The organism is Leucothrix pacifica, from assembly GCF_003172875.1.
Classification (GTDB): Bacteria; Pseudomonadota; Gammaproteobacteria; order Thiotrichales; family Thiotrichaceae; genus Leucothrix; species Leucothrix pacifica.
Genome location: NZ_QGKM01000003.1, coordinates 1 through 25,449, shown reverse-complemented (window position 1 = coordinate 25,449; position 25,449 = coordinate 1). Strand labels below are relative to the sequence as shown.

The window sequence follows — 25,449 nt, the reverse complement described above, 5'->3', positions numbered from 1 at the left end:
GCGTTTGTGCAAAACAAACGCTGCTCTAGGTATCAATTGATCGTCGATAATGGCAAGCGTATTGTTACCGCTAAACCTCCGCCCGTAATATTTTTAGCCCACACAGTGCCATTGTGAAGCTCGATAATACGGTGTGTTATCGCCAACCCCACTCCATTGCTCCCCGTTTTCTCATTACGTGATACATCACTTCTGAAGAACGGCTCAAACAAGCGACTGAGATCTTCCTCAGGAACTCCATGACCTTGATCCGTCACACATATTTCCAACGCTTGCTCAACCACCTTGGCTGAAATAGTAACCGCGCTAGCATCCTTGGTGTAATACATCGCATTGCGCACAATGTTTTCGATTGCGCTACTCAGGTTCTCATAATCGGCTTTGATCTCTGGTAATACCGAGAGCTTAGTGACAATGGTTTTATCCGTATTTTGGTACTCATATTGCGCGTTTCTGGCTACTTCGTTAATCAGCACGGATAAGTCGAGTGGTTCAAACGTTAGCTCCGGCATATCATTCAACCGAGTTAGGCGGAGAATCGTTTCAATCAAACCATCCAGCCTTTGGGTCTCCCGATCAATGCGTTCCAGTTCCGCGCTATTTCCGGTTTTTTGTTCAGCCAGTGTGCCAGCCACCTGAATTCTTGCCAGTGGCGAGCGCAGCTCATGTGAAATATCCCGAAGCAATTGATGCTGGTTGCGCAAGGTATCATCCAGTCGCTGTGCCATGCGGTCAAAATCACGACCGAGTTCACCTATCGCGTCCTTACGTTCTGATACCGTGGCCTCAACGCGTGCAGACAGATCACGCTGACCCAGAGACTGTGTCGTTTTGCGCAAGCTGCGAATGGGGCGGGTAATGTAGAAGCTCAATAATGAGCTTGCTAACAAAATACCTATACCCAGTGCGATCCATTGCGCGTAGCGTTTCCAGGGACGTTGAGGAAAGTAGTTATGTAGCGGGTTACGACTGCGTGAGATTACATAGAATGTATCACCATCACTGGTATTTACTTCCTGGGTGAATTGGACGCCCGGGCGTTTAAATCTGTGTGAGCCGCGATTGTTTGAGGGTCGAAACTCATCACGCCTTTGCAATAAACGTGAGCGGTTTTGTACAAACCGACGCAACTCGGGCATGGTGTATATGACTTCACGGTCAGCGCCTAACAAAGCAAAATATGTACCGTGTTTTTCTAACTCCTCAGCGTAGTTATTGATACGACCTTGTTGCCATGCTTCCACCACATGCTCAGCCAGCACCTTTGGTGCATTCTGTGGGGAGATCAGGATACGCTCATGTTCCAGCCATTTGATCAGACCGTAACCACTGGCACCGACAACCACGCTGGTGACCAATATCAGCGCTAGAATTTTAAAGAATAAGCGTGTCATGCAGCGTCTCGCTTAACATTCAATAAGTAGCCGCTGCCACGGACTGTTTGGATATTCAGCATTGTTGATTGTGATAATTTACGACGCAGGTTACTAATGTGCACATCGATGCTACGATCATAAGCCCCTAGCTTTCTGCCCAGAATATCTTCGGATATTTTCTGTTTGGTAATCAGTTCATCCGCTGATTGCATCAGTAGCTGCAGGATGTCGAACTCCGTTTGTGTCAAAATCAACACTTCATCCTGTAGCTTAGCCTGACGGTTATGTACGTTCATTTCCAAATCACCAACATTGAGCAAATCACTCTGTGATGACGATGCTTTGCCACTAGTACTTGCGCGACGTAAAATAGCCTTTACCCGTGCTAACAACTCACGTGGATTGCACGGTTTCGGCATGTAGTCGTCTGCCCCAAGCTCAAGCCCAAGTATGCGGTCAATATCATCACCACGCGCGGTTAGCATGATGACTGGTGTATCTGTGTCAGTTTGACGAACTGCCTTGAGCACTTCCAGACCATCCATTTTAGGCATCATGATATCGAGAATGATCATGTCCTTAGGGGATTTACTGGCTTCTAAAGCATCTTCGCCGTTGTGAACCAAGGTGACGTCAAAGCCTTCTCCTTGCAGGTATTCTGTCAACATCTCTGCAAGAACAATGTCGTCATCGGCAAGTAAAATATTATGTTGAGTCATAGCCTTCATGTCCTGTGTGAATCGCATCGCGATTAGTAGTTATGATTAAAATAATAACGCAATCAGATAACAGGGTGGGGGATTTTACGAAGTCTTTACAGGCTGCAGGGGAGGGGTGTCGGTAATGTGGTCGTTGGTGCGAGGTGTGAGCTAAAACACATCGGCAGCCAGAAAACTACCGATGTATTTATATTGCGATTTATCCGGAAGGGCCGGACAATCATTTAGTACATTTGTTGCCCGCCATTGATGTCTAAAGTAGCACCAGTGATGAAGCCCGCTTCATCTTCAATCAGGAACATCACACTACGCGCAATATCATCAGGATCACCCAGACGTCCTACCGGAATTGTGGCAATAATCTTGTCCAGAATTTCCTGTGGAACCTTGCGCACCATGTCCGTTAACACATAACCCGGTGCAATTGCGTTGACTGTAATGTTCTTGCTTGCGCCTTCCAGTGCCAAAGCTTTAGTAAAACCATGAATACCAGACTTTGCAGCAGCATAGTTAACCTGACCATATTGTCCCGCACGGCCATTTACCGAGCCAATATTGACGATACGCCCGAAGTTACGCTCACGCATGCCATCGATAACTGTACGACACATATTGAAGCAAGATGACAGGTTGGTTTGGATAACTTCATTCCAGCGCTCGAAGTTCATCTTGTGCATTGTACCGTCACGCGTGATACCGGCATTGTTGACAAGTACTTCAACAGGACCAAGGTCGCCCTCGATTTTCGCGATACCAGCTTCACAGGCGCTAAAGTCACTGACATCAAATTTATAAACGGCAATACCGTTCTTTTCAGAAAATGCATTTGCAGACTCGTCATTGCCTGCGTAGGTTGCAGCTACCGTATAGCCTGCATCTTTCAATCTTAAGCAAATGGCTTCACCGATACCGCGTGTGCCACCTGTTACAACTGCGACTCGACCCATAAGAATCTCCTTTTCGAATTAATAGAATTTGCATTTGATCTGCCCCTTAATTATAGGTCATATATGAATATTTGTCTAAAAATCAGTGACTTATATGCTGCACTGCGGAATAATAGAATACGGCTGTAATTGGTTGTTTAATCTATGAATATTATCCTGAGACACCAAAAAAGCGGCTTGGTCATGATATGATCGATAAATTATCATTATTAAAAAAGGCAGAAGAATGCAGCAATCTGGTACCAATAAACGCAGATACATTAATTTGCTATTGTTTATTGTCGTACTTTTATTATCTTGGCTGGTCTACCTTCAGTTGCAAAAAGACCAGCGTGGTCCGGATACGCTTTATAGTGACAAGGTTGGCGACCTAATGCGTTCCATTAGTATCAAACTTCCGGACCAACCCATCATTAGTATGCAAGCCGACGGTGCGGATTGGTTAATTACGCAGCCAGTCAAAGCAAAAGCCAGTACCAAGGCACTTCAGCAACTGACGACCTTGTTAGCCGAACCGATACAGGCAGAATATTCCTCAGCTGGTAAACAACTTGAAGACTTTGGCTTGGGGGATTCTGCGATACGGGTGCGCTTTAATGAGGTAGAATATGCACTTGGAAAATTAAACCCTGTGAATCATTATCGATATGTTTTGGTGGATGAGCGCATCTTGTTAGTGAATGAAGTGGTCTATGAATTACTTGGCCGCGGAATTAATGGTTTTATTGAGGAATAGCAATGCCTGAATTGCCCGAAGTCGAAACAACGTGCCGTGGAATAGCACCTCATACAGAAGGGCAGGTAGTGCGTGATGTAGTAGTCAGGCAGGCGCAATTGCGCTGGCCCGTTCCGGATGATCTGCAGGACTTGGTTGGGCAAACGGTTAACACAGTGTCGAGGCGTGCCAAGTATGTGTTGCTGGAGGCAGACACGGGAACCGTAATGCTCCATCTGGGCATGTCAGGGAGTCTACGGATTGTGGAGGCAGGCCTTGCACCTGAGAAACATGATCACGTTGATTTGGTATTAGCGTCCGGTAAGTCAATTCGCTTGCATGACCCGCGACGATTTGGAGCAGTGCTTTGGACGCAACAACCGATCGCACAACACAAGTTGATACAACACCTTGGGCCTGAGCCACTAACGGATGCTTTTAATGCAGAGTATTTGCATGCATCAGCGCAAAAGCGTTCGGTCGCGGTCAAGCAGTTCATTATGGATGCGCAGGTTGTGGTAGGTGTCGGTAATATTTACGCGAGTGAGTCACTGTTTATGGCTGGTATTTCGCCCAAGCGTGCTGCGAACAAGGTGTCGAAAGCACGGTATGTGCAGTTAACGGAGAGTATTAAGCAGGTGCTTGCTCGTGCCATTGCACAAGGTGGGACTACTTTGAGGGATTTTGTCCAGGCTGAAGGTAAGCCAGGTTATTTCCAGCAACAATTGAATGTATATGGACGAACTAATGAGCCTTGCCGCTTATGTGCTGCCCCCATCAAACAAATCAAGCAAGGTCAACGTTCAACGTTTTATTGTAGTAACTGTCAGAAATAGTTTTTTAGTAAGACCAGTCATCTCTCTTTATGGCAGGCAATTGTCAATAATTTAAATTTACAAATTATTAACAAATTACTATACTGACTGCATGGACAGAGGAAAGCCAGATGGAGCCAATGAAATCATCACAAGAAAAATCACATCGCTCAGAGAAGCAGGCATTTAAGGATAGTAGCCTGTCGGATCGTGTCTATGAACGATTGCTTTCTATGATTGTTCAGGGGGAAATAGCTGTCGGAGATAAGCTTCCCACCGAGCACGTACTGAGTGAACAAATGCAAGTATCGCGACCAATTTTGCGTCAGGCACTCAAGCAATTGCGTGAAGATGATGTGATTGTATCACGCCAAGGTTCCGGCTCCTTTGTAAAGCGCAGGCCTGATGAGGCAATACTCGATTTTGCTCCGGTGGGGTCTATCGCTGACATTCAGAGAACCTTTGAGTTTCGTGCAGCGGTTGAAGGCGAGGCGGCCTATTTGGCAGCAAAGCGACGTTCACAGGCTGATATTGATTTGATGACAGCGGCGCTTAAAGAGCTGGACCGTTGTGTTGAAAATAATGAGCTGGGTGTGGATGCTGATGAAGCGTTCCATTTTGCAATCTGTCGGGCTTCAGATAACCAGTATTTTGCATCAGCCAGAACCTCGATGAATGCGAACATTCTGACGGGAATGAACTTGACGCGAAACTTATCACTGATGAAACCGAAGACACGTTTGGAGCTGGTGCAGCAAGAGCATCGTGAGATCATCGAGGCAATCATTGAAGGTGATGCACCTGCTGCGCGTGATGCCATGCGTCGCCATATTGATAATGCAAGACAGCGCGTGTTTGATGGTGAAGTGTCAAGCTCGTAAACGAGCACAGCATAATTCCTAACAACTTATTCAAGATAGTCTGAGGACGTATAAATGAAGTCATTACTTGGTATTGGCGAATGCATGATGGAACTTTCATCAATGGGAGACCAGCTTTGGAAGCAAGGCTTTGCAGGCGATGTATTTAATACCTTATGGTACGCCCGTGCCTTAATGAACAATGATTCAAGAGCTGCTTTTTTCACGGCAGTCGGTGATGATGAAAACTCAAAAGAGTTGCTGTCATTTGTCGAGAGTGCAGGTATTGCCACCACACATGTGCCTCACATTAAAGGAGGCGTGCCCGGACTGTATAAGATACACCTTAATGGTGCAGAGCGTTCTTTTAGTTACTGGCGTGACTCGTCTGCCGCACGACAGATGATGCAAGACCCAAGTAAACTGTGGGATGCTGTTGCCTTAGCTGATGTTGTCTATTTGTCTGGTATCACTATGGCTATTTTACCGGATGATGCCGCTGAAACTTTGATAAAGGGCTTGCGTGGTGCACTGAAAAAAGACGCTATCGTAGTGTTTGACCCTAATATCCGGCCACGTTTGTGGATATCCGAAGAAAGAATGAAAGACGTCATCACGCGCACTGCGGCAATTTCTGATGTGGTAATGCCAAGCTTTGAAGATGAGCAAATTACGTTTGGTGATGAAACGCCGATGGCAACCGCGCAGCGCTATCAAGCGTTAGGCGTTAGTCAGGTGGTGGTTAAGAATGGTGAAGAGGATACGCTATTTGCCGAGGGTGACAGCTATCGTTATTACCCAGTTGCAGCAACCACGGGTGTCGTTGATACCACCGCAGCGGGTGATTCTTTTAACGGTGCTTATTTGGCTGAGTATATGGCTTCCGGCGATATCGATAAATCCATCGCAGTAGCACAGCGCTGTGCGGCAGCCGTGGTATGTAACAAAGGCGCATTGGTCGCCTTCGAGCTGGTTCAGGCAGGATAAACAGTTTTAGGTAAACAGTATGAGACAGACATGGCGTTGGTTTGGTAAGAACGATCCGATCTCTCTGGAAAATATCCGGCAGGCTGGTAGTGAAGGGATTGTATCGGCACTGCATGGCTATTCACCGGGACAAGTTTGGCCGATGGAAGATATTCTCGAGCACAAAAAATGCATCGAGGCAGCGGGGCTGACGTGGGATGTGTGTGAATCGATCTGGATGTCAGATGAGATTAAGCTCAAAGGTGCCGGAGCGACTGAAGAAGTCGCGGCATGGAAACAGACGCTGGAAAATCTGGGTGCGGCTGGTGTAAAGACGGTCTGCTATAACTTCATGCCGGTGGTGGATTGGACGCGCACAGACCTGAATCATCGATTGGAAGGACAGGGCATTGCTTTACGTTTCGATATGATCGACTTTGTTGCTTATGATGTATTCGTGCTTAAACGCGAGTCGGCTGCTCAGGACTATAGTGCTGAGACATTAGCACTGGCAGAGGAACGCTTGAAGTCAAAGTCTGATGAAGCTATCGCCTTATTGGAAAAAAATATCGTTGCTGGTTTACCCGGTGGCGCAGAAAGTCATGGCGCTGGTGAGTTTGCTAAGCGTATCGCTCGTTTTGATGACGTTAGTGATGACGACATGCGAAATAATCTGGTTTCATTCCTTGAGGCTGTTACACCGACAGCCGAGGCTCAGGGAATCAGTCTGGCGATTCACCCGGATGATCCTCCGTTCCCATTGTTTGGATTACCCCGAATTGTATCAACAGAGTCGGATTTAGATTTCTTGTTTAGTGCGGTTGAAAGTCCGGCCAATGGCCTGACCTTCTGTGTGGGGTCTTTTGGCGCGCGTGCAGATAATGATCTTGTGAAAATGGCGGGCAAGTATGCTGACCGTATTCACTTTACTCATCTCAGAAATGTTCGTCGTGATAGTGATGGCTCATTCTATGAAGCGGAGCACCTGAATGGTGATCTGGACATGATTGCGATTATTCAGGCCTTATTAGCCGCTGAGAAAGACGCTAAAGCAAATGAGCGTCGTAGCAATGACATTTTCCTGAGACCGGATCATGGGCATTTGCTGGTATTTGAGGAAGGGTCACAAGTGAATCCGGGATATTCGTATCTGGGGCGCTTAAAAGGGATGGCTGAGCTCAGAGGCGTGGTGCAGGCGGTGGAGCGATTGACGGCCGCTTAGCGAAGACTGATAATTCTCCAAATATCAGCAATAAATCTCCAGTGAAACCTTGCTCTGCAATCATTGTTACTGGGGATTTTTTGTTTATTGATGTCGGTCTATGTACGACCAAGCGGCAAGCGTGGTGTTGCCAAACCGGTTACGCCTGGTACGGTTAGAGCAAACAAGCCGCCCGCATGAGGTTGGTGAGTGCCTTCAGTGATGTCACAACCCAAAGACGTCACAAATAGGGTGTCTAGGTTGTCACCACCAAATGCGATTTTGGTTGGCTTTTCAACCGGAAACTCAATCACCATATCAACTTTTCCTGCTGGTGTGATACGCACTAGCTCCCAGCCACTGACGCCCGCCATCCAGTAACAACCATCAGCATCAATAGTGCCACCGTCAGGTCGCCCCGGACGTCCTTTGGTATCGAAAAAGACTCGCTGATTTGACCAAACGCCATCCGTCAGATCATAGTCATAAGCCCATATCGTACGGATCTCAGGAAAGGAGTCCGAAATATAGGCAGTCTTTCCATCCGGAGAGAATGCCATGCCATTCGGAATATGAAATCCACTCATGATCTTTCGTACGTTTACGGCTGCTTCCTTGTCTTCAGGCTCATCCTGATCTGTGATGACATCCAAGCAATACACTGAACCAGAAGCAAGCGCCAGCACAATTGTCGCGCGATTGGTCAGTGCAAAGCAGCCTAAGCTTTCACCCATTGACCAGCTTTGGTTGTGTCCGGTTGTCGGGTCAAAGCTGTTCAGAGTTCCTTTCGGAATATCTACCCAAAAAAGTGAATGTGTTTCGGTGCACCAAACGGCACTCTCCCCAATGTCAGCTTTGATATCCAACACGCAGTCGATGGCTATTTGGCTCATAGATTCCTTATTGGTGGGTTTGGTTGCAGTTGTCGGAAGACTCTTACCGCAGAGGTAAAACGAAAAATGCCACAAGCATTGATATAGCTACATCAACGATTGCGGCATTGTCTTGCTTAGTCGCGCTTGTTGCTCACGACTTATGCGGCTTTGTGATTTCCAACATTGATGATTTTCATCTGGTTAGTACCACCATCGTGACCCATCAAGTCACCTTTAGTGACGATTACATTATCACCGTTAGAAACGACTTCAGCTTCTAGCAGATGATTGATAACGACCTGATTGGCAACCAATGGGTTAGACAGCTTTTCAGTCAGTAGCACCGGGTAAACACCACGGTACAAGCTCACCAAGCGACAGGTTTTTTCGTGATTGGTCAGTGCGAAAATAGGAATACCTGAACTGATACGAGACATCCAGCGAGCTGTTGAGCCTGACTCTGTCAGTGCACCGATTGCTTTGATGTTCATGTGGTTAGCGGCGTACATTGTTGCCATCGCAATGCCTTCATCGACGCGTTGGAACTGCGACTCTAGTCTGTGAGCAGAAACGGTCGCGTCACGTGATAGTTCAGCTTGTTCGCAGATCTCATTCATGATTGAGATAACTTTATCCGGGTGCTTACCCACTGCTGTTTCACCAGACAGCATGACTGCGTCAGTTCCGTCGATCACCGCGTTCGCCACGTCGAATACCTCAGCACGTGTCGGGATTGGGTTGTCGATCATGGTTTCCATCATCTGTGTCGCGGTAATGATGATGCGGTTCAAGCTGCGACAACGGTTGATAATGTTTTTCTGAGTTAGTGGTAGCTTAGCATCGCCGATCTCAACACCCAGATCGCCACGAGCAACCATGAGCACATCAGACGCGCAGATAATTTCATCGAGCACCGGTTGGTCAACCACTTCAGCACGCTCCAGTTTTGCAACCATGGCCGCTTTACCGCCAGCTTCTTTCATCAGGCGTCGTGCGTAGTGCATATCTTCAGCAGAGCGTGGGAATGACACAGCCAGGAAATCAACATTAATGTCAGCCGCTGTTTTGATATCACGAATATCTTTCTCAGTCAGTGCGTCTGCAGACAAACCACCATTGCGGCGGTTAATCCCCTTGTTATTCGACAAGATACCACCGTTGACCACTTCGCAATGAATACGGTTACCAACAACGCTCTTTACGACAAATACAATACGACCGTCATCCAGTAGTAGTTCATCGCCTTCGTGAACTTCCTGAGGCAAGGTCTTATAAGTAAGGCCAACACCTTCCTGATTACCGTCCTCAACGCCCATATCACTGTCCAGATAGAACGCATCACCAGTGGCGAGTGTGATTTTTCCGTCGCGGAAACGATCGATACGGATTTTAGGGCCTTGTAAGTCACCGAGAATGCCGACGACCTTGCCTAGCTTAGCTGCGGCGTCGCGTACCATCTGTGCGCGATGCGCGTGCTCCTCAGGTGAACCGTGAGAGAAGTTTAAGCGTACGACGTTAGCGCCTGCAGCGATGAGTTTTTCAATACTTTCAGGTGTGTCTGTAGCTGGGCCAAGGGTGGCGACAATTTTAGTGCGTCTCATAGTGCTTTTAATATCCTTTAATCAAATACTCTTTTTTTGTAGAGAAAGTACATTTGATTCTTGTTAATTTGTACAAATAGTATGTATCTTGGTGGCATTATAGCAGCCATTCATGCTTTCTCTGCGATCTAAGTATGATTTTATGTAGTTTTACTACATAAATAAATATATTTTGTGATTTGGCCTGTAAAAATCATGAAACAATGATTCAGGTATCAGGCCAGACTTTTCTTCCATTGCCCTCCATGCATCCGTACATGAAATGGGACGCCCTTAATCAGTTCTTCCAATAAGATGAGCGCGAACACCCAGACTGCACTCATTTCCTGATACAAAACCAGTAGCGCGGAGAGTGGCACAATGATTAGCCATTGCGTTAGCGCATGAATCCAGAAAATATGATTCGCATCACCACCAGCTCGCATTACGTTGCCACAAATCGTGTTGGACGTTCTTATAAAGGGAACCAATACCAAAATCGGCATAAATTGCCAGAGTGTACTGAGGGTTTCGGGTTGCAGTTCCGGGTATATCCATTCAAATAAGAAAAACATACTCAGATAAGCCAGCGAAATGACAATGCTAATGATGAATGAGGCTCGCCAGGCCTTACTGATGAAACTATCCAGTAGCTCCCAACGTTTATTCCCCAGTAGTTGACCAACGATGATGCTGGTGGCTTGTGCCCAGGCAGTAGAAAGGTGTCCGGCAACTTTAATCCACGGCGTAATCAAGGTGAGTGCAGCAAACTGATTGATACCGAGCCTGGCATAGATCAGCATACACACGCTGGAAGCCAGTACGGCACTGACAAATGTACCGGCAATCGGAGTCGCATATTTCAGGTGGTACTTGACGTCATGCCCTGTCAGTCTTTGAATCGCTTCATTCGGCTGCATATATTGTTTGGCGTAAAACGCTAGCAGAAATAGGGTGCGGCACAAGACTGCCACGGCAGAGCCGAGTGCTGCACCAATCAATCCCAGGGCCGGTAGCCCAAGCAAGCCATGGATTAAAATGTAGCTGACAACGACATTAACGGGCAGCTCAAAAAGATTCGCGTAGAACGGGAGTTTGCTATTGCCGGTTGCATTGAAATAGACGGTGATGTTTTGGCTCAGAGCGACACCAATCAACACCACAGAAAATACTTTCAGGTAGCCGAAGGATTTGGCAGCCATTGGCTCTGTTTCGGCGATTGAATAAATTAGTGGCTCAGCATAAGTCAAAATAAACACAATGCCCAAGCCCGCTGCAAGCCCCATGGCTGCTAGTGACTCTTCACCAAGCGGTGTTACCAGCACAGTATCGATCACCAAAATTAACTGTAACAGAACTGCATTCATCGCAATGGGCCATGCCAAAGTGAATACTTGTTGTCTGCCGGGTACGTCCTGGGTCATTCAGTTGTCTCAGGTTTGAGGAGCTTTGTTTAGTAATGATCGCAATGAAGTTAAGTTATTAAAGTATTTAATGATATAGTCTGATATATCTCATGCATCAGATATACTGTGAACGAATACGTTAGTGGTTCATAATAACATCTAATATGTCAGATTTGCCAATTAGTATGTTAGAATTGTAAGAATAGTTAGTAGGATAATAAAATGGCCAAGTTGAAAGACAATACTGTTTCAGAGTTATTAGAGGGTGTCGTACTTGACTCCTCAGAGAGTCTGGTGCAACAGATATACAGTATTTTGATGGAGTTAATAGTTACCATCCAACTCAAGCCCGGACAGATCATGTCTGAAAAAGAGATATCCGAAGCCTTAAAAGCCAGTAAGACACCCGTCCGTGAGGCGTTGATTAAGCTTGAAGACACCGGACTTGTCAAAGTTGTCCCCAAGAGTGGTTCATATGTCTCTCCCATCAGTCTGGAGCGCTATATTGAAGCTTGTTTCACGCGTCTTCAGCTTGAAGTAGGGGCAGTACGACGTGCCGCAGAACGAAGTAACGACTTAAAAGGCGTGCTCAATCTGGAGTCGATGGTCAGTCGGCAGATTAAGGCGCTTGAAAACGAAGAGCACGAACTATTCTTTAAGTATGATGAAGCCTTGCATAAAGCGTTCTACGAAATGGCAGGTGTCCCCGGTGTTTGGAAGCTTGTGAAGAAGTCTCAATCTGATGTGTACCGCATCAGACATCTCAAACGAATTTATAAGATCCGTCGTGGTGCTCAGGTCATCGAAGAGCATCAGGCGATTGTTGCCGCAATTCGTGCCGGCTCTCCGGATGCTGCTGAGGCGGCCATCATTAATCATATCGGTTCACTGGAAACTGAGATTGATACATTGTCAGCAAATCCAGAGCTGCTCGATTTCATTGAGACGCTAAACGCGACAGGAAAACGGCCACGTAATAGCCGTTGATCGTGCCTATTTTTAAGGCATTATGCTGAGTCAGACATTCGTCCGACTCTCAAATTTCACTTCATTTAATAACTAATATCTTAGTTAAATCTAGTCATGATATCTATTTTTTTACAAATTTTACTGATTTGTAAAGAGCTCTTTTCGATCTTAAGACTGGCTATTTTCGAAATAAACCAGTGTTCTGTTGAAAAGTATATAAATTGAAATTTATTTAATAAAAACAATAATTTAAAAAATTTATTTGAGTGTCGTCTGTGATTGTTTAACTTCTTCAGTCTGTGTTAATAAATATTTATTTTTAAAATAACTTGTAAATTATCTTTTTTGAAAATCTCATCATCTGAGATATTAGATAGGGCTATGAGATATTTCACGGCTCATCATTGAGGAGAGAAAACGTTTGTGAAGTCTATAGGCCACATATTGCCGATTTCTGACTTGCTGGAAGGTAAGATATTAGATCCGGAAAAGTCGCTGACCTCGCAGGTATTTTCCATACTCAAAGAGCTGATCATCACCATTCAGCTCTATCCGGGACAAAGGCTTTCTGAAAAGGAAGTTGCAGAAGCATTGATGGCTAGTAAGACACCTGTTCGTGAAGCCATGATTCGTTTGCAAAGCGTTGGGCTGGTATCGATTGTTCCTAAGCGAGGAACTTTTGTAACCCCTATACAAATCGACCGTTATGTCGAAGCTTGCTTTATCCGTTTGCAGCTGGAATTTGGCGCTGTAAGACGAGCAGCTCAGCAACGGGGTAACTGGAATATTGGTTTGCAAATGGACAAGCCTTTTGTTGTGAAAGCAGAGACCCGTGGTGATATCAAGCATCTCGAAGAGGTCAACGCATTTCACTTCAAGCCTGAAATGATCAAAGTATTTGACGGTGACACCGGTAACGTCTTTGACCATCCCGAAGGACTCTAGTAGGAGGATATATGTCTAACTCACTGAGCAAGTCCCAATGGTTAGTTCAGCACCTTAAGCGGGAATGGCAATTATATTTAATGCTGGCCCCGACGATTATCTGGTTTATCGTCTTTTTGTATAAACCGATGTACGGATTACAAATTGCTTTTAAAGACTACAGTATCTTTAAAGGTATCGACGGAAGTCCATGGATTGGTTTTGAACACTTTCAGACGTTGTTTGAAAATGATGACTTTATCCGGGCAATTTAGCCGCGCCTCCGGCGGATTTCTGTAAAGACTTCCACCTCAGGCGCGTTTTTCATTCCCAGTTGCTCACGAATCCCCGCATCATCCGCACGCAAGAACGGATTTGTTGCAAGCTCGGTTGCTAATGTAAACGGCACTGTTGGAATATCATCCGCACGTAAACGGTTAATCTCTTCGATACGTGCTTTTAGTGCTTCATTGTTTGGGTCAATCTGAATCGCAAAACCTGCATTTTCCTGCGTGTATTCATGGGAGCAGTAAATCAGTGTTTCCGGTGGCAGCGCGTGTAATTTCTTCAGGCTTTCCCAGATCATCTCCGGCGTGCCTTCAAAAGCTTTACCACAACCTAAGGCAAACAACGTATCACCCACAAAAATGACGCCCTCGGATGGAATGTAATAACAAATCAAATCCATCGTATGTCCCGGTGTGTGTATAACCTGAACTTCAACGCCCGCAAATTCAAAGCGGTCTCCGTCACTTACCGACTCATCAATCCCCTTAATTGGGCGAGCACCAACATAGCTAGGGCCGATGACCTTGGCATTATTGGTTTCTTTGAGTTCGACAACACCAGTGGTGTGATCCGCATGGTGATGTGTGACAAAAATGTGGGTCAGCTTCCAGTCTTTTTCATCCAGTGCTTGCTGGTACGTCTCAGCGATTCCACCATCAATACAAGCCGTTTCACCTGTGTCGGGAGAGTGAATCAATACACCGTAGTTATCATCCCAGTTATAGGGGAATTGGAAAAATTCTAACTTACTCATCTGTTCGTCCTTACCAGGTTCCACTGTTTTCCATAGAGACCCAAGGCTCAGCCGGCGCTAATGAGTCACCCGCTTGTAGTAGCTCGATAGAAATATTGTCCGGTGATCTGACGAAGGCCATGTGACCATCGCGGGGAGGGACGTTGATGGTAACGCCTGCGTCCATCAGCTTTTGACAAGTTTCATAAATATTGTCGACCCGATAAGCCAGATGCCCAAAGTTGCGGCCACCGGTATATTCTTCCGGGTCCCAGTTATAGGTGAGTTCCAATTCTCCTTGACGTGTTTCTCTCACGCGCTCCTCATCACCCGGTGCACATAGAAAAATCAACGAGAAGCGGCCTTCCTCGTAGTCGTTACGTCTGAGTAATACCATGCCGAGTTTATTGCAGAAAAAGTCGAGGGACTCTTCAACGTTACTAATCCGAATCATTGTGTGAAGGTATTGCATGCGCTTGCTCCTGAAATCGATTTGGCGATTAGTTTACAAGGCTAGCTGCTTTGGTGGTAATTGTTTCTGTGAGATCAGTCGGACAATTGTCTGATCTGACAGATCTTGATGTGATTGCCATGGATCCATTGCAGGATCTCTAATGCATTGTGGGTATTCAATATTGTTGTTTTTTGACTTGATGTCTTTGGTATAATTAATGCTGATAAACGTGAGCATTTTGGCTGATTACCCTATAAAAATGAGTGATGATTACTAAATGTTTGATATAAATGTTTTTTTTTGCTTAAATGATTCACTTCACTGCTATTTTACTCTGGGTAATGCAATTTTTGGGCTAGGTTATATGCTATGACATCTAATGCTAAGAATATTCTTTTTATCATGTTTGATCAGCTGAGGTTTGATTATCTCAGCTGCTATGGGCACCCGCATTTAAAAACCCCTAATATGGACAGGCTGGCGTCAAATGGAGTCCGCTTTACGAATTGTTATGTGCAGTCGCCGGTGTGTGGTTCTTCACGAATGAGTTTTTATACAGGACGTTATCCATCGAGTCATGGCGCACAGTGGAACGGCTTTCCGCTAAAAGTTGGCGAAATGACTATTGGTGATCATCTGCGCACACAGGGAATGGATTCCTACCTCATTGGTAAAACACATATGCGTGCCGATGTTGAAGGCATGGCGAGATTAGGTATTTCACCGGACAGTACGATTGGCGCAAGAGTGGCCGAGTGCGGCTTTGATGTGTTTGATCGCGATGATGGCCTGTGGGCAGAAGGACCGGATGGTTTCTATGATCAGCAAAAATCCACCTATAACGAATACCTCAAATCCAAAGGTTACGGTGGCAATAATCCTTGGCATGACTACGCAAACTCAGGGGTAGATGATCAGGGTGATATCGCGTCGGGCTGGATGATGATGCATGCAGATAAACCTGCAAATATTCGGGAAGAGGACTCAGAAACGCCTTATATGACCTCGCGCTGTATTGATTTTATTGACCAAATGAATACCCCTGACAGCAAGCCTTGGTTGTGTCACTTATCCTATATCAAACCACACTGGCCTTATATCGTGCCTGCGCCGTATCACGGTATGTATGGCAAAGAGGATGTGATTGCACCGAACCGTGCAGAGTCTGAGAAAAACAACGCGCATCCGGTGTATCAGGCGTTTATGAATAATGTCATTGGTCAGGCATTTCGACGGGATGAAGTACTGGAATCCGTGGTTCCGGCTTATATGGGATTGATTAAACAAGCTGATGATCAGCTGGGTCGTTTATTTCAGCACCTCGAAGAAACCGGTCGCATGAATGACACCATGATTGTGGTCACGGCGGATCATGGTGATTATATGGGCGATCACTGGCTAGGTGAGAAGGACTTATTCCATGAGCCATCGGTGAAAGTACCGATGATTATTTATGACCCGTCGGAGCAGGCAGATAGTACACGGGGAACGGTCTGCGATGAATTAGTCGAAAGTATTGATCTTGCTGCGACTTTCTATGAAGCCAGTGGTGGTGTGTTAAAAGATCAGCTTGATCATATTCTGGAAGGGCGCTCATTAATGCCGATTCTACAGGGACAACCGCTAACTGACTGGCGTGAGTATGTGGTGAGTGAATACGATTATTCGATGACGCCTGCAGCGGTTAAATTAGATATTGCACCACGTGACGCGCGTTTGTTTATGGTCGCTGATAAACGTTGGAAGTTTATGCATGCAGAGGGTGGTATTCGGCCTATGTTGTTTGACCGTGAGGCTGATCCTCGTGAGTTAAATGATTTGGGGGAAAGCACATTGCCGGAGCATTTGGCGGTAATTGACCTTATGTACCAGCGATTTAATGAGTGGAATCGCCGCTTAAACCAAAGAACCACGGTATCTGAGCAACAGGTCAGAGCGATGCGGGGTACGTCACGGCGCAGAGGTGTGGTGCTGGGTGTCTATGATGGGACGGAGATTGAGCGAGAGTTAATGGTGAGATATGAAGGCAGAGCTGCAGAGCAACGGCTTAGTCTGGAATAGTTTTTGTATTGGCCTCCTCGTCTGGTTATACATCAGCTGGGCCTGCATCTGCTTCAGTCGACGTTTCGAGCTATTTAGGCTTGAGATCCTCATAAATCTGATCAACATTGCGAATCATCGACAGACCATCAAGAATATCCGACTCAATCGCGCGGCGTAGAGCAAATGCATCCACCTCGCGAATCGCCTGAATCGCTTCCTGATGCCGGTCATAGTCGTAATAAGACTCCAGTTTGCTGAGACCAATGCGTACAAATGGCCCCAGTTGCAGCCAGACACTTTCAATCATGGGCAGGCAGACTTGGTTTGGGTCTTGCTCATACATAAAGCGGTGAAACGCCTGATTCGCCAGACTGCCAGCGGCAATATCCCCGGCAGCATAAGCATCATCGACATCATTATCTAAGGCTTCCAGTTCAGCAATTTTCTCATCAGTAAAGTAGGGCAGTGCGTTCTCTGCAGCATGTGTTTCCAGCAGGGTGCGAAGCGAAAACAATGCCTTAAACTTCTCCGGTGAAATTAGCGGCACACTGATGCGGCGATTATCTTTTATTTCCACCGCAGCTTCTGACGCCAATTTACGCAATGCCTCACGCACCGGCATTGGGCTGACATCCAGCTTTTCAGCAACTCCACGAATAGTCAGCGCACTACCGGGGCATATTTCGCCCGACATAATGTTTTTGCGAAGCGTTTGATAGACCCACTCATTAACGTTTTGAGAGTCTGATTTTTCGATTGGGCTGAGAGAGTATGTCGTTTTTGCTGGCATTGTTTGGGCAAGATTCTCAGTTAAATGACACGGCTATTGTGATCACAAGGTGTAGCGTGCTAAGCAGTATAGCATTATCGTCTCTGCTTGGTGCATACCTGCTGTTTCATTTAAGAACAGAAATGACTGAAAAATGGCTATCAAAGAAAGGTGCGGTATTATCATAAGCTTGTTAATATTTGTGATCACATATTAGCGATTTTATATTGGCAGGATATCTCACTATGACTCACTCAATTCCACTGATCGGCATTCCGGCTGATGTTAAAGACGTTAAAGGGATGCCTTTTCATTGTGTTGGTGAGAAGTACATCAATGCTGTCGCACACGGCTCACAAGGTTTTCCTTTCATCATTCCGGCGCTGGCTGAGGGTGAACAATTGCAAGCGGTTGATTCAGCCGTTGATTTGCGTGAGGTGCTAAGCAAGCTGGATGGCCTTTTCCTGCCGGGTAGTGTCGCTAATGTTGACCCAGCCCGTTATGGCGCTGAGCTGGAAACACCTGACTTACCACGTGATCTGCAACGCGATGAAACCACGCTGCAACTGATCCATCTGGCCATTGAAATGGATATTCCAATCCTTGCGGTGTGTCGTGGTTTTCAGGAGTTGAATGTGGCTTTTGGTGGAACGCTGCATCAGCAGGTGCAGGAGGTCGAGGGCTATTTTGATCATCGCGAAGATTCCACGCTGGACACCGCCGGACAATACCAAATGGCGCACGATATGCATTTAACACCGGGAGGCTTGTTAGCCAAACTAGCGGGTGCGGAAGTGACTCAGGTGAACTCTATCCATGGTCAGGGGATCGATCGACTAGCAGATGGTTTATTTGTCGAAGCCCGCGCGCCGGATGGTTTGATCGAAGCGTTTCGTCTGGATGATGAGAGTCGCTTTGTGCTTGGGGTTCAGTGGCATCCTGAGTGGCAGTTTGCACAGACGCCGTTTTATGCCGCGATCTTTAAAGCCTTTGGTGATGCGATTCGCCAACGTATGTAGCGGATATTTCATTGGGGCTATATTTGAGATAAATAGAGATAGGGCAAGGCTCTGCCGGTAGTCACACCTGACCTGTAATGATAATAATACAAAAAACAGGAGTGGCAGGAATGAATAACAATAATGAAAACTTTCTCGATGGGCAAAACGCCGTGTATCTGGAACAGCTTTATGAGCAATATCAAGATGATCCGGCATCGCTAAATGAGACTTGGCAATCCTACTTTCAGCAGCTGGATAATCAGACGGATCAATCTGCTAATCAGTCCGTAAAGCACAACAGACACTCGGCACTCAATGATATCAGCGATGATGCACAGAGCCGTCTGGTTGATTTGGAGCGGCGAAGCCTGCAGGCCAAAGTGTCACAGCTGATTAGCGCATACCGTTATCTCGGGCACTTACAGGCCGATACCAACCCATTAGGCGATTATGCTTACAAAGTCATGGTACCGGAATTACTGCTGGAATATCACGAATTAGAAGATACCGATCCAAATACGGTATTTGATCCCGGCTCATTTAATATGGATCAACAGCCGACACTCCAAAACATTATCAAAGCCATGCGCAAGACCTATCTGAGCAGCATCGGTTTTGAATATATGCACATGATGGATGTTCAGGAAAAACGCTGGATTCAGTCACGGATTGAGCCGATGGAAGCGTCTGAATATTTTGATAATGCGGCGCGTAAACAGCTATTGGAGCAACTCACTGAAGCTGAAGGTTTTGAACAGTTCCTGCATAAACGCTATGTCGGGCAAAAGCGATTTGGTCTGGAAGGTGGTGAGAGCCTGATTCCTCTGTTGCAAACACTGGTGCAGGAAGGCGCGGCCAAAGGTTTACAGGAAATCGTCTTGGGCATGGCACACCGTGGCCGCCTGAATGTGCTGATTAATGTCTTCTGCAAACCGCCGGCAGAGTTGTTTAATGAGTTTGCCGGAAAGAACCATAACAGTGCTTACACCGGTGATGTGAAATACCATCAGGGCTATTCTGCGGATGTCAGTACCCCAAGTGGTGGTGTGCATTTGGCGCTTGCATTCAATCCTTCCCATCTCGAAATTGTAAGTCCGGTGGTTGAAGGCTCCGTGCGGGCCAGACAAGAGCGTCGACAGGATACCGATGGCACAAAGGTAATGGGCGTGGTGATCCACGGGGATGCCGCCTTTGCCGGACAAGGTGTGGTCATGGAGACCTTTAGCATGGCGCAGACGCGCGGCTATCGCACACATGGCACGATTCATATCGTGGTGAATAACCAAATTGGATTTACCACCAGCACGGTGATGGATAGTCGCTCCACCTATTATCCGACCGATGTTGCCAAGATGATCAATGCACCGATTATTCATGTGAATGCGGATGATCCGGAAGCGGTGATTTATGCCGCCAAAGTCGCGCTGGACTACCGTGAAATCTTCCATAAGGATGTGGTGCTGGACTTGGTGTGTTATCGACGGCTTGGTCACAATGAAGCCGATGAGCCTGCGATGACGCAGCCGGTGATGTACGACATTATCCGCAAATTGCCGACTACCCGTGAAAAATATGCCGCGAAGTTGCAGCAAGAGGGTGTGATTACTGCGGCTGAAGATAAAGCCATGGTTGCTGACTATCGTGATCATTTATCGGAAGGTCAGGTGGTGGGGCGTTTTCATCGGGAGGCGGTCGCCGATGCTGGTTTGCCTGCACAAGTGCGTAACCTTTGGGAGGTGTATAAAGCCGCTCACTGGACGGATCATGTCGATACCACGTTCCCAAAAAACAGATTCACGCAGTTGGCTGAGCAATGGCTGGCGAAGATTCCGGAGGCGTTTGAAGTTCACCGGCGAGTGCGTAAAATTTATGAATCACGTGCCGCCATGGGGCGTGGTGAGATTGCGGCAGATTGGGGATTCGGGGAGACCATGGCTTATGCTTCGCTGTTGCAAGACGGGATTAATATTCGTCTGGCCGGACAGGACTGCGGACGCGGTACTTTCTCGCACCGTCATGCGGTAATTCATCATCAGAAACGCCGTCAACAATGGATTCCGCTGGAACATACCGGTCACGCTCAAGGTAAATTTACCGTGATTGACTCCTTGTTGTCGGAGGAGGCGGTGCTTGCTTATGAGTATGGTTATTCAACCGCCGTGCCCAATAATCTGGTGATCTGGGAAGCGCAGTTTGGCGACTTTGCCAATGGCGCTCAGGTGGTGATTGACCAGTTTATTAGTTCCGGTGAGCAAAAATGGCAGCGTTTATGTGGCTTGGTAATGTTCCTGCCGCACGGTTTTGAAGGGCAGGGGCCGGAGCATTCATCGGCGCGTCTGGAGCGATTCGTTCAACTGGCCGCTCAGCACAATATTCAGATTTGTATCCCGACAACGCCCGCGCAAGTGTTTCATATGCTGCGGCGCCAGCGCCTGCGTCAATATCGTAAGCCGCTGATTGTATTTACTCCGAAAAGCTTATTGCGTCATCCGTTGGCGGTGAGTGAGGTGGTTGATTTTACTGAGGGTGAGTTTAAACCGGTTATTGATGATCCGGATGTGCAGAGGGCGGACAAGGCGCAAGTGACTCGTCTGATCGTGAGTAGTGGCAAGGTGTTTTATGACTTACTGGAAAAACGGCGGGAGCTGGAATTGGGCTCGGTGGCATTGCTTCGTCTGGAACAACTCTACCCATTTCCTAAGGATCATTTAAATGCAGTGCTTGAGCAATATCCTAACCTTGAAGCATTGATCTGGTGTCAGGAAGAGCCGGTAAACCAAGGTGCCTGGGATGGTATTCGACATCGCTTTGAGGTGTTTAGTAAGTTGGCAGTTTCTTGTGTTAGCCGGCCTGCGTCTGCTGCTCCTGCGGTTGGGTCGTTGGGGGTTCATAAGAGGCAGCAGGAGACTTTGGTTGATGCGGCTTTGGGGTTGGAAGGGTTAAGCTAGTTGTGTGAGATAGTAAGCATCGAGCTGGTTTTTCAGGAAAACTAACGCTACAATATGTATTGCAATGTAATTTCAACGCAATACAAAGAGGTGATAGTCATGAAAACTGCAGCCATTAATGCACGTATCGCGCCTGAATTAAAAGATGATGTTGAATCAATATTGTCTCGTTTAGGCATGACAACAACGCAAGCCATTACCATGTACTTCGAACAAATCAAAATGAAGCGTGGCTTGCCTTTTTCCGTCACACTCATTGACCCCTCTTCGCCACAAACTGCACCCAAAGTTAGCCAATGGCCTGAAGGCTATTTCGAAGGCTTAGCAGCTTGGGAAGGTGAGGGTATCGTTCGACCAGAACAAGGCGACTATGAAACGCGACTGGAGTTTGAATAATGTATTTGTTAGATACGAATACTTGCATTCAAATCATCAACCGCCCTACTGGGCCAGTCGCTGAACGATTTCACAGACACCAACCTCACCAGCTTAAAGTTTGCAGCATCGTAAAATCAGAACTGTTTTACGGTGCACGTAAAAGCCAAAAAGTCGAATCGAACTTGGAACGCGTGAAGTTCTTCTGTGCCCCATTAGAAAGCCTTCCTTTTGATGACTTCTGCGCCGAAGAATACGGCCAAATAAAAGCGGTTCTAGCATCACAAGGTCAACTCATAGGGCCAAATGATCTGTTGATTGCTGCGCTTGCCCGCACCTACGATGCTATTTTAGTTACTAACAATACCCGTGAGTTTTCTCGTGTCATAGGGTTGCGTTTAGAAGACTGGCAGTCATAATCCCGCTCTCCCATGCTTCACACTTTAAGAATTACCTTTCTCAATGGGCATTGGAAAGTCCGCTTGATTGAAGAAGAATTTCAGCGTCTAATGCTTCTGGAACAGTAACCGGAGATGAAGAACGTGAGCACTGACCCAACTACCACCATTCAAGCTTTATTAGAGCAAGGTGAAAATGCTCATATTGAGTTCAAATCCGATAAAGAAGAGCTCTCACGACTATTCCAACAAGCGGGCCTGATTCATTTCGATATTTCCCCCGTGGCGAATACTGATATGAGTTACATCGATAAGGAAGCGGTGGATGCTTATTACCGCAGTTATTACAGCACTGCTTTCATTGATTTAAGCGATGATGAACAGCAGCGTTTATTGGTCAATACTGACATTCTGATTCAACATGAGGGTGAGTGGGTAGTCAGTGTTGGTGGGTTACTCATGTTTGGTAAGCAACCACAACGACGCTTGCCACAGAGCAGTATCGTGTTTGCGGTTTTTAAAGGCACAAGCATTACGGATGATCTGGCTGATAAAAAAGAAATTACAGGCACCTTGCCAGAACTCATTGATAAAACCCTTGGTTTACTACAGCTCTACCTGCCGACACCTTCAACCATAGAAGGTGCGAAGCGAAAAGAGAGTCTAGCGGCCTCACCCAAAGTATTACGGGAGTCGATAGTGAATGCGGTGATGCACCGTGATTACTCAATCAGCCACCGTAAAACTCAAGTCTATATCTACAGTGACCGCGTTGAAATCACATCACCTGGTGGCCTACCCAATACGCTGACGCTAGAGAAAATCCGTTACGGAAACTCAGCCCCTCGCAATGTTTTTTTGGTGAAGTTTCTCGATAACCTACGTTACTTTGATGGCCTAGGTAGAGGCATCCCCATGATGCTGGAGGCGATGCAAGATAGAATCGCTTTTGAAAATATTGGTGAGTTATTCCGTTTAACGCTGTATTTGGGTGATCAGGCGTAAATCAAACAAGAGCGCATTTAATGTCTGTCTTCTCAAAGTAGCTAGTGTTGAGCCAATGGTCACTTAATCAATGGGTGTTGATAAGCTAAGTAAACTACCCGAATCATGAATCGCTGAGTTTGTGTAAGTTAGGTAGTGCTTTCTGTGGTTAGTGAAGCACTGCCGTCAAAATCGAGTCTAAAAATTTGTTTTCTTTGTGATTATCTCCGGAGATAGTTTAAGTGGGGTTTAGATGTTTTGTGAATCCATCTAAAAACTGTGAATTGAGTCCTCTAAATAGGGTGTACTCTAGATGTAAAAATGAATCAAAATACCTATATGAATAAATATCCATACGACGCTTTCATTAGCTATGCAACTGAAGATGAAGAGTATGCAAAAAAACTAGCCGAGGCTTTGCAATATCGAGGTTTCAGTGTTTGGTTTGCGCCTTTGTCTCTAGAAATCGGGGATAGATTGCTCGATTCTATTAATGTTGGAATAAATTCGTCAATGTGTGGGGTGTTATTATTGTCCCCAGCGTACCTTAGCAAGAAGTGGACTGGCTATGAAATGGATCTTCTTCACCGGCAACATATTGAAGAGGGGAAAAGGCTTCTACCGCTTTACCATGGCACAACTAAAGAAGAAGTAGACAAATGGAATCCGGGACTATCTGGGATTATCGCACTGAACAGTATTGCTAGTATCTCAGAAATAGCGACGAAAATTTCCAAGGTAATCTCACACAATTCACCTATTGTCGGTGTAACACCATGTTATGAAAATCCGCAGTGGCGATTCCTCCAAGGTAGAGGAGAGCTACTTGTAAATTCTACTGACGGCCTCGCTTTCAATATATTTGAAGCTGCAGAATTTCCAGATAATCATTTCCCGATTTATATATATGGAACGTGTTACTCAAGGAAAGACATAATAATATCTTTAACCAAAGTAATGTTCTACAAGTCGCATGACAAGGATAGTGTAGATAGTGAGCAGTGGAAAAGATTGCTAAAACTTTGTAAGGAATTTGGGTACGACATAGAAGCCTCGCATTTTGATGCGGCTACACTAGAATAGGCTAAATCAAGTAGCCGGAGGTATCTAGCCTCCAACCCCTAAGGACAACGCCGCGCAGCATAAGCATACCCCTCAAACTAGAACAACCCAGGCAATTAAACCTCGATTAGTCCGATCTGTGCCTTGGGGCTAAAATGCCCAGAATTCAGATCAACCCACTTTTTAGCATAGCGTTGTGTGCTGAATTTTCAATATGAAGGCAATTTGTAAAGCCTTGTGAATTAGTATGAGTAAGGTAATCAAGAGCACCTTGGCTGGCTAATTCTATAGTTTCATATGTATGGATATGACTAGTATTATACTTACCTATCTCGTACATGGTAAAAGTATTACCTACAGTATAGATATACTGTGCATCTATGCCTTTAATTACTTGTACTGTAGCAATGGGTTTGTAGCCTGCTTCAGCAAAAACATCACCTTCGGCCTTTTCAACCTTTGGTGGGAGAGGTTTTTTTTTGAATATATCGAAAAGTCCCATAATACTTCCTTGATTAAGATTGTATCCAAAAAGTGATGGCGCAAATTACAATAAATAATATCGCTTTGTTAATTCTCTTAGAATTTCTTACAGATTTCATTCTGTCATTAGCTAAAGCCATTGCATCTGTTTCGTTCAGGTTGTGTCTTTTAATAATTATATTAGCGATTTTCCTGGTCAGTGTTTCATCGGTAACAACGTTTACGCCAAAAATACTGTTTGTCCTATGTTTATTCATTTGTTCATGGATTATTCTCCCATCAATGTTAATGATATCTTCTTCGCTGATGCCAAAGTGTTTAGCTGCTGAATAATGGTTCATATAGTGATGAATTTTAGCTTATGTGTCGTTATATGTATCTAACCTTCATCACTTGGTTCATTCTATAAAAATATATTTGTCTGGCCACTTACTGCATGTTTAACTTCTGAACCATGCCTTTATCCAACTACCGTGCCTCTAGAAGCTTTGTTATACATTGCATATTTTTCAGAACTTGATTGTTTACATATTGAGCATGAGTTATGATTGAAAGTAG

At 45.9% G+C, this 25,449-nt stretch carries 25 protein-coding genes; 15 read left to right on the top strand and 10 right to left on the bottom strand.

All coding sequences use genetic code 11. The features are described 5' to 3' along the window. Positions 1-32: 32 nt before the first annotated feature. The 3 genes from DKW60_RS01120 to phbB all read right to left on the bottom strand — a co-directional run bounded on the left by DKW60_RS01120 (position 33) and on the right by phbB (position 3,042). Positions 33-1,394 (bottom strand): ATP-binding protein, encoded by a 1,362-nt coding sequence (locus DKW60_RS01120; protein WP_109835826.1) that lies wholly within the window; start codon positions 1,392-1,394, stop codon positions 33-35. Then, a complete protein-coding gene (locus DKW60_RS01115) occupies positions 1,391-2,095 on the bottom strand; it encodes a response regulator transcription factor (protein WP_109835825.1) in 705 nt (234 codons plus the stop codon). Before DKW60_RS01115 ends, DKW60_RS01120 begins: the two co-directional genes overlap by 4 nt. 224 nt (positions 2,096-2,319) lie before the next feature. Beyond that, positions 2,320-3,042, bottom strand: coding sequence for an acetoacetyl-CoA reductase (phbB, locus tag DKW60_RS01110; protein ID WP_109835824.1), 723 nt, complete (start codon positions 3,040-3,042; stop codon positions 2,320-2,322). Between the two features lie 226 nt (positions 3,043-3,268). Between phbB and DKW60_RS01105 the strand changes: the two genes are divergently transcribed. The 5 genes from DKW60_RS01105 (at position 3,269) to uxuA (ending at position 7,620) form a co-directional block, all read left to right on the top strand. Beyond that, complete coding sequence (locus DKW60_RS01105) at positions 3,269-3,778, top strand: DUF4340 domain-containing protein (RefSeq protein ID WP_109835823.1); 510 nt, start codon at positions 3,269-3,271, stop codon at positions 3,776-3,778. 2 nt (positions 3,779-3,780) lie between these two features. Next, complete coding sequence (gene mutM, locus DKW60_RS01100) at positions 3,781-4,593, top strand: bifunctional DNA-formamidopyrimidine glycosylase/DNA-(apurinic or apyrimidinic site) lyase (protein ID WP_109835822.1); 813 nt, start codon at positions 3,781-3,783, stop codon at positions 4,591-4,593. Between the two features lie 110 nt (positions 4,594-4,703). Further along, the gene (locus DKW60_RS01095) at positions 4,704-5,453 is read left to right on the top strand and encodes a FadR/GntR family transcriptional regulator (RefSeq protein WP_219988596.1); all 750 of its coding nucleotides are present in this window, start codon (positions 4,704-4,706) and stop codon (positions 5,451-5,453) included. Positions 5,454-5,507: 54 nt separating this feature from the next. Beyond that, entirely contained in the window at positions 5,508-6,419 is a 912-nt protein-coding gene (locus tag DKW60_RS01090) for a sugar kinase (protein WP_109835821.1), read from the top strand. 19 nt (positions 6,420-6,438) lie between these two features. Then, on the top strand, positions 6,439-7,620 hold the full coding sequence (gene uxuA / locus DKW60_RS01085; RefSeq protein ID WP_109835820.1) for a mannonate dehydratase: 1,182 nt from the start codon (positions 6,439-6,441) through the stop codon (positions 7,618-7,620). 98 nt (positions 7,621-7,718) lie between these two features. On the opposite strand, the gene DKW60_RS01080 is transcribed toward uxuA, so the two are convergent. The 3 genes from DKW60_RS01080 to DKW60_RS01070 all read right to left on the bottom strand — a co-directional run bounded on the left by DKW60_RS01080 (position 7,719) and on the right by DKW60_RS01070 (position 11,478). Further along, positions 7,719-8,492, bottom strand: coding sequence for an SMP-30/gluconolactonase/LRE family protein (locus tag DKW60_RS01080; RefSeq protein WP_109835819.1), 774 nt, complete (start codon positions 8,490-8,492; stop codon positions 7,719-7,721). A gap of 140 nt (positions 8,493-8,632) precedes the next feature. Beyond that, entirely contained in the window at positions 8,633-10,075 is a 1,443-nt protein-coding gene (gene pyk / locus DKW60_RS01075; RefSeq protein ID WP_109835818.1) for a pyruvate kinase, read from the bottom strand. 215 nt (positions 10,076-10,290) lie between these two features. Next, positions 10,291-11,478, bottom strand: a complete 1,188-nt coding sequence (locus DKW60_RS01070; RefSeq protein ID WP_109835817.1) for an MATE family efflux transporter — start codon at positions 11,476-11,478, stop codon at positions 10,291-10,293. Between the two features lie 204 nt (positions 11,479-11,682). Between DKW60_RS01070 and DKW60_RS01065 the strand changes: the two genes are divergently transcribed. From DKW60_RS01065 to DKW60_RS01055, 3 genes are all read left to right on the top strand, one after another. Next, complete coding sequence (locus DKW60_RS01065; RefSeq protein WP_109835816.1) at positions 11,683-12,447, top strand: GntR family transcriptional regulator; 765 nt, start codon at positions 11,683-11,685, stop codon at positions 12,445-12,447. A 405-nt stretch (positions 12,448-12,852) separates the two neighbouring features. Beyond that, positions 12,853-13,374 (top strand): GntR family transcriptional regulator, encoded by a 522-nt coding sequence (locus DKW60_RS01060; protein WP_109835815.1) that lies wholly within the window; start codon positions 12,853-12,855, stop codon positions 13,372-13,374. 11 nt (positions 13,375-13,385) lie between these two features. Next, positions 13,386-13,628 carry a hypothetical protein gene (locus DKW60_RS01055; protein ID WP_219988595.1) on the top strand — a complete coding sequence of 81 codons (243 nt, stop codon included), beginning with the start codon at positions 13,386-13,388 and terminating at the stop codon, positions 13,626-13,628. Here the strand turns inward: DKW60_RS01055 and gloB are convergent. Beyond that, on the bottom strand, positions 13,625-14,395 hold the full coding sequence (gene gloB / locus DKW60_RS01050) for a hydroxyacylglutathione hydrolase (RefSeq protein WP_109835814.1): 771 nt from the start codon (positions 14,393-14,395) through the stop codon (positions 13,625-13,627). The two genes, DKW60_RS01055 and gloB, sit on opposite strands and share 4 nt — an antisense overlap. A 10-nt stretch (positions 14,396-14,405) precedes the next feature. Next, positions 14,406-14,846, bottom strand: a complete 441-nt coding sequence (locus DKW60_RS01045; RefSeq protein WP_109835813.1) for a VOC family protein — start codon at positions 14,844-14,846, stop codon at positions 14,406-14,408. A 351-nt stretch (positions 14,847-15,197) separates the two neighbouring features. Here DKW60_RS01045 and DKW60_RS01035 point away from each other — a divergent pair, with 351 nt between their 5' ends. Next, positions 15,198-16,889: a sulfatase-like hydrolase/transferase gene (locus tag DKW60_RS01035; protein ID WP_109835811.1), complete on the top strand. Its 1,692-nt coding sequence runs from the start codon at positions 15,198-15,200 to the stop codon at positions 16,887-16,889. 70 nt (positions 16,890-16,959) lie between these two features. Here the strand turns inward: DKW60_RS01035 and DKW60_RS01030 are convergent, their stop codons facing one another. Next, positions 16,960-17,661, bottom strand: coding sequence for a GntR family transcriptional regulator (locus DKW60_RS01030; protein WP_109835810.1), 702 nt, complete (start codon positions 17,659-17,661; stop codon positions 16,960-16,962). 224 nt (positions 17,662-17,885) lie between these two features. Between DKW60_RS01030 and DKW60_RS01025 the strand changes: the two genes are divergently transcribed. The 6 genes from DKW60_RS01025 to DKW60_RS01000 all read left to right on the top strand — a co-directional run bounded on the left by DKW60_RS01025 (position 17,886) and on the right by DKW60_RS01000 (position 24,429). Continuing rightward, positions 17,886-18,659, top strand: coding sequence for a gamma-glutamyl-gamma-aminobutyrate hydrolase family protein (locus tag DKW60_RS01025; protein ID WP_109835809.1), 774 nt, complete (start codon positions 17,886-17,888; stop codon positions 18,657-18,659). Positions 18,660-18,769: 110 nt separating this feature from the next. Further along, entirely contained in the window at positions 18,770-21,589 is a 2,820-nt protein-coding gene (locus DKW60_RS01020; RefSeq protein WP_219988594.1) for a 2-oxoglutarate dehydrogenase E1 component, read from the top strand. A 99-nt stretch (positions 21,590-21,688) separates the two neighbouring features. After that, positions 21,689-21,985, top strand: a complete 297-nt coding sequence (locus DKW60_RS01015) for a type II toxin-antitoxin system RelB/DinJ family antitoxin (RefSeq protein WP_181389542.1) — start codon at positions 21,689-21,691, stop codon at positions 21,983-21,985. Continuing rightward, complete coding sequence (gene vapC / locus DKW60_RS01010; RefSeq protein WP_109835806.1) at positions 21,985-22,383, top strand: type II toxin-antitoxin system tRNA(fMet)-specific endonuclease VapC; 399 nt, start codon at positions 21,985-21,987, stop codon at positions 22,381-22,383. The genes DKW60_RS01015 and vapC overlap by 1 nt, the downstream gene beginning before the upstream one ends. A gap of 123 nt (positions 22,384-22,506) precedes the next feature. After that, positions 22,507-23,367 carry an ATP-binding protein gene (locus DKW60_RS01005; protein WP_219988593.1) on the top strand — a complete coding sequence of 287 codons (861 nt, stop codon included), beginning with the start codon at positions 22,507-22,509 and terminating at the stop codon, positions 23,365-23,367. Between the two features lie 300 nt (positions 23,368-23,667). Next, positions 23,668-24,429: a toll/interleukin-1 receptor domain-containing protein gene (locus DKW60_RS01000; RefSeq protein ID WP_109835804.1), complete on the top strand. Its 762-nt coding sequence runs from the start codon at positions 23,668-23,670 to the stop codon at positions 24,427-24,429. 145 nt (positions 24,430-24,574) lie between these two features. Here the strand turns inward: DKW60_RS01000 and DKW60_RS00995 are convergent, their stop codons facing one another. Beyond that, on the bottom strand, positions 24,575-24,910 hold the full coding sequence (locus DKW60_RS00995) for a hypothetical protein (protein WP_109835803.1): 336 nt from the start codon (positions 24,908-24,910) through the stop codon (positions 24,575-24,577). Positions 24,911-25,449: the final 539 nt, after the last annotated feature.

What these genes read in the sequence shown, in the direction of transcription:
- DKW60_RS01045 (WP_109835813.1), bottom strand. Translation starts at nt 14,846, where the DNA reads ATGCAATACCTTCACACAATGATTCGGATTAGTAACGTTGAAGAGTCC.
- mutM (WP_109835822.1), top strand. Translation starts at nt 3,781, where the DNA reads ATGCCTGAATTGCCCGAAGTCGAAACAACGTGCCGTGGAATAGCACCT.
- vapC (WP_109835806.1), top strand. Translation starts at nt 21,985, where the DNA reads ATGTATTTGTTAGATACGAATACTTGCATTCAAATCATCAACCGCCCT.
- gloB (WP_109835814.1), bottom strand. Translation starts at nt 14,395, where the DNA reads ATGAGTAAGTTAGAATTTTTCCAATTCCCCTATAACTGGGATGATAAC.
- DKW60_RS01025 (WP_109835809.1), top strand. Translation starts at nt 17,886, where the DNA reads ATGACTCACTCAATTCCACTGATCGGCATTCCGGCTGATGTTAAAGAC.
- pyk (WP_109835818.1), bottom strand. Translation starts at nt 10,075, where the DNA reads ATGAGACGCACTAAAATTGTCGCCACCCTTGGCCCAGCTACAGACACA.
- DKW60_RS01095 (WP_219988596.1), top strand. Translation starts at nt 4,704, where the DNA reads ATGGAGCCAATGAAATCATCACAAGAAAAATCACATCGCTCAGAGAAG.
- DKW60_RS01020 (WP_219988594.1), top strand. Translation starts at nt 18,770, where the DNA reads ATGAATAACAATAATGAAAACTTTCTCGATGGGCAAAACGCCGTGTAT.
- phbB (WP_109835824.1), bottom strand. Translation starts at nt 3,042, where the DNA reads ATGGGTCGAGTCGCAGTTGTAACAGGTGGCACACGCGGTATCGGTGAA.
- DKW60_RS01055 (WP_219988595.1), top strand. Translation starts at nt 13,386, where the DNA reads ATGTCTAACTCACTGAGCAAGTCCCAATGGTTAGTTCAGCACCTTAAG.
- DKW60_RS01000 (WP_109835804.1), top strand. Translation starts at nt 23,668, where the DNA reads ATGAATCAAAATACCTATATGAATAAATATCCATACGACGCTTTCATT.
- DKW60_RS01065 (WP_109835816.1), top strand. Translation starts at nt 11,683, where the DNA reads ATGGCCAAGTTGAAAGACAATACTGTTTCAGAGTTATTAGAGGGTGTC.
- DKW60_RS01030 (WP_109835810.1), bottom strand. Translation starts at nt 17,661, where the DNA reads ATGCCAGCAAAAACGACATACTCTCTCAGCCCAATCGAAAAATCAGAC.
- DKW60_RS01105 (WP_109835823.1), top strand. Translation starts at nt 3,269, where the DNA reads ATGCAGCAATCTGGTACCAATAAACGCAGATACATTAATTTGCTATTG.
- DKW60_RS01120 (WP_109835826.1), bottom strand. Translation starts at nt 1,394, where the DNA reads ATGACACGCTTATTCTTTAAAATTCTAGCGCTGATATTGGTCACCAGC.
- DKW60_RS01015 (WP_181389542.1), top strand. Translation starts at nt 21,689, where the DNA reads ATGAAAACTGCAGCCATTAATGCACGTATCGCGCCTGAATTAAAAGAT.
- uxuA (WP_109835820.1), top strand. Translation starts at nt 6,439, where the DNA reads ATGAGACAGACATGGCGTTGGTTTGGTAAGAACGATCCGATCTCTCTG.
- DKW60_RS01090 (WP_109835821.1), top strand. Translation starts at nt 5,508, where the DNA reads ATGAAGTCATTACTTGGTATTGGCGAATGCATGATGGAACTTTCATCA.
- DKW60_RS01035 (WP_109835811.1), top strand. Translation starts at nt 15,198, where the DNA reads ATGACATCTAATGCTAAGAATATTCTTTTTATCATGTTTGATCAGCTG.
- DKW60_RS00995 (WP_109835803.1), bottom strand. Translation starts at nt 24,910, where the DNA reads ATGGGACTTTTCGATATATTCAAAAAAAAACCTCTCCCACCAAAGGTT.
- DKW60_RS01115 (WP_109835825.1), bottom strand. Translation starts at nt 2,095, where the DNA reads ATGACTCAACATAATATTTTACTTGCCGATGACGACATTGTTCTTGCA.
- DKW60_RS01080 (WP_109835819.1), bottom strand. Translation starts at nt 8,492, where the DNA reads ATGAGCCAAATAGCCATCGACTGCGTGTTGGATATCAAAGCTGACATT.
- DKW60_RS01070 (WP_109835817.1), bottom strand. Translation starts at nt 11,478, where the DNA reads ATGACCCAGGACGTACCCGGCAGACAACAAGTATTCACTTTGGCATGG.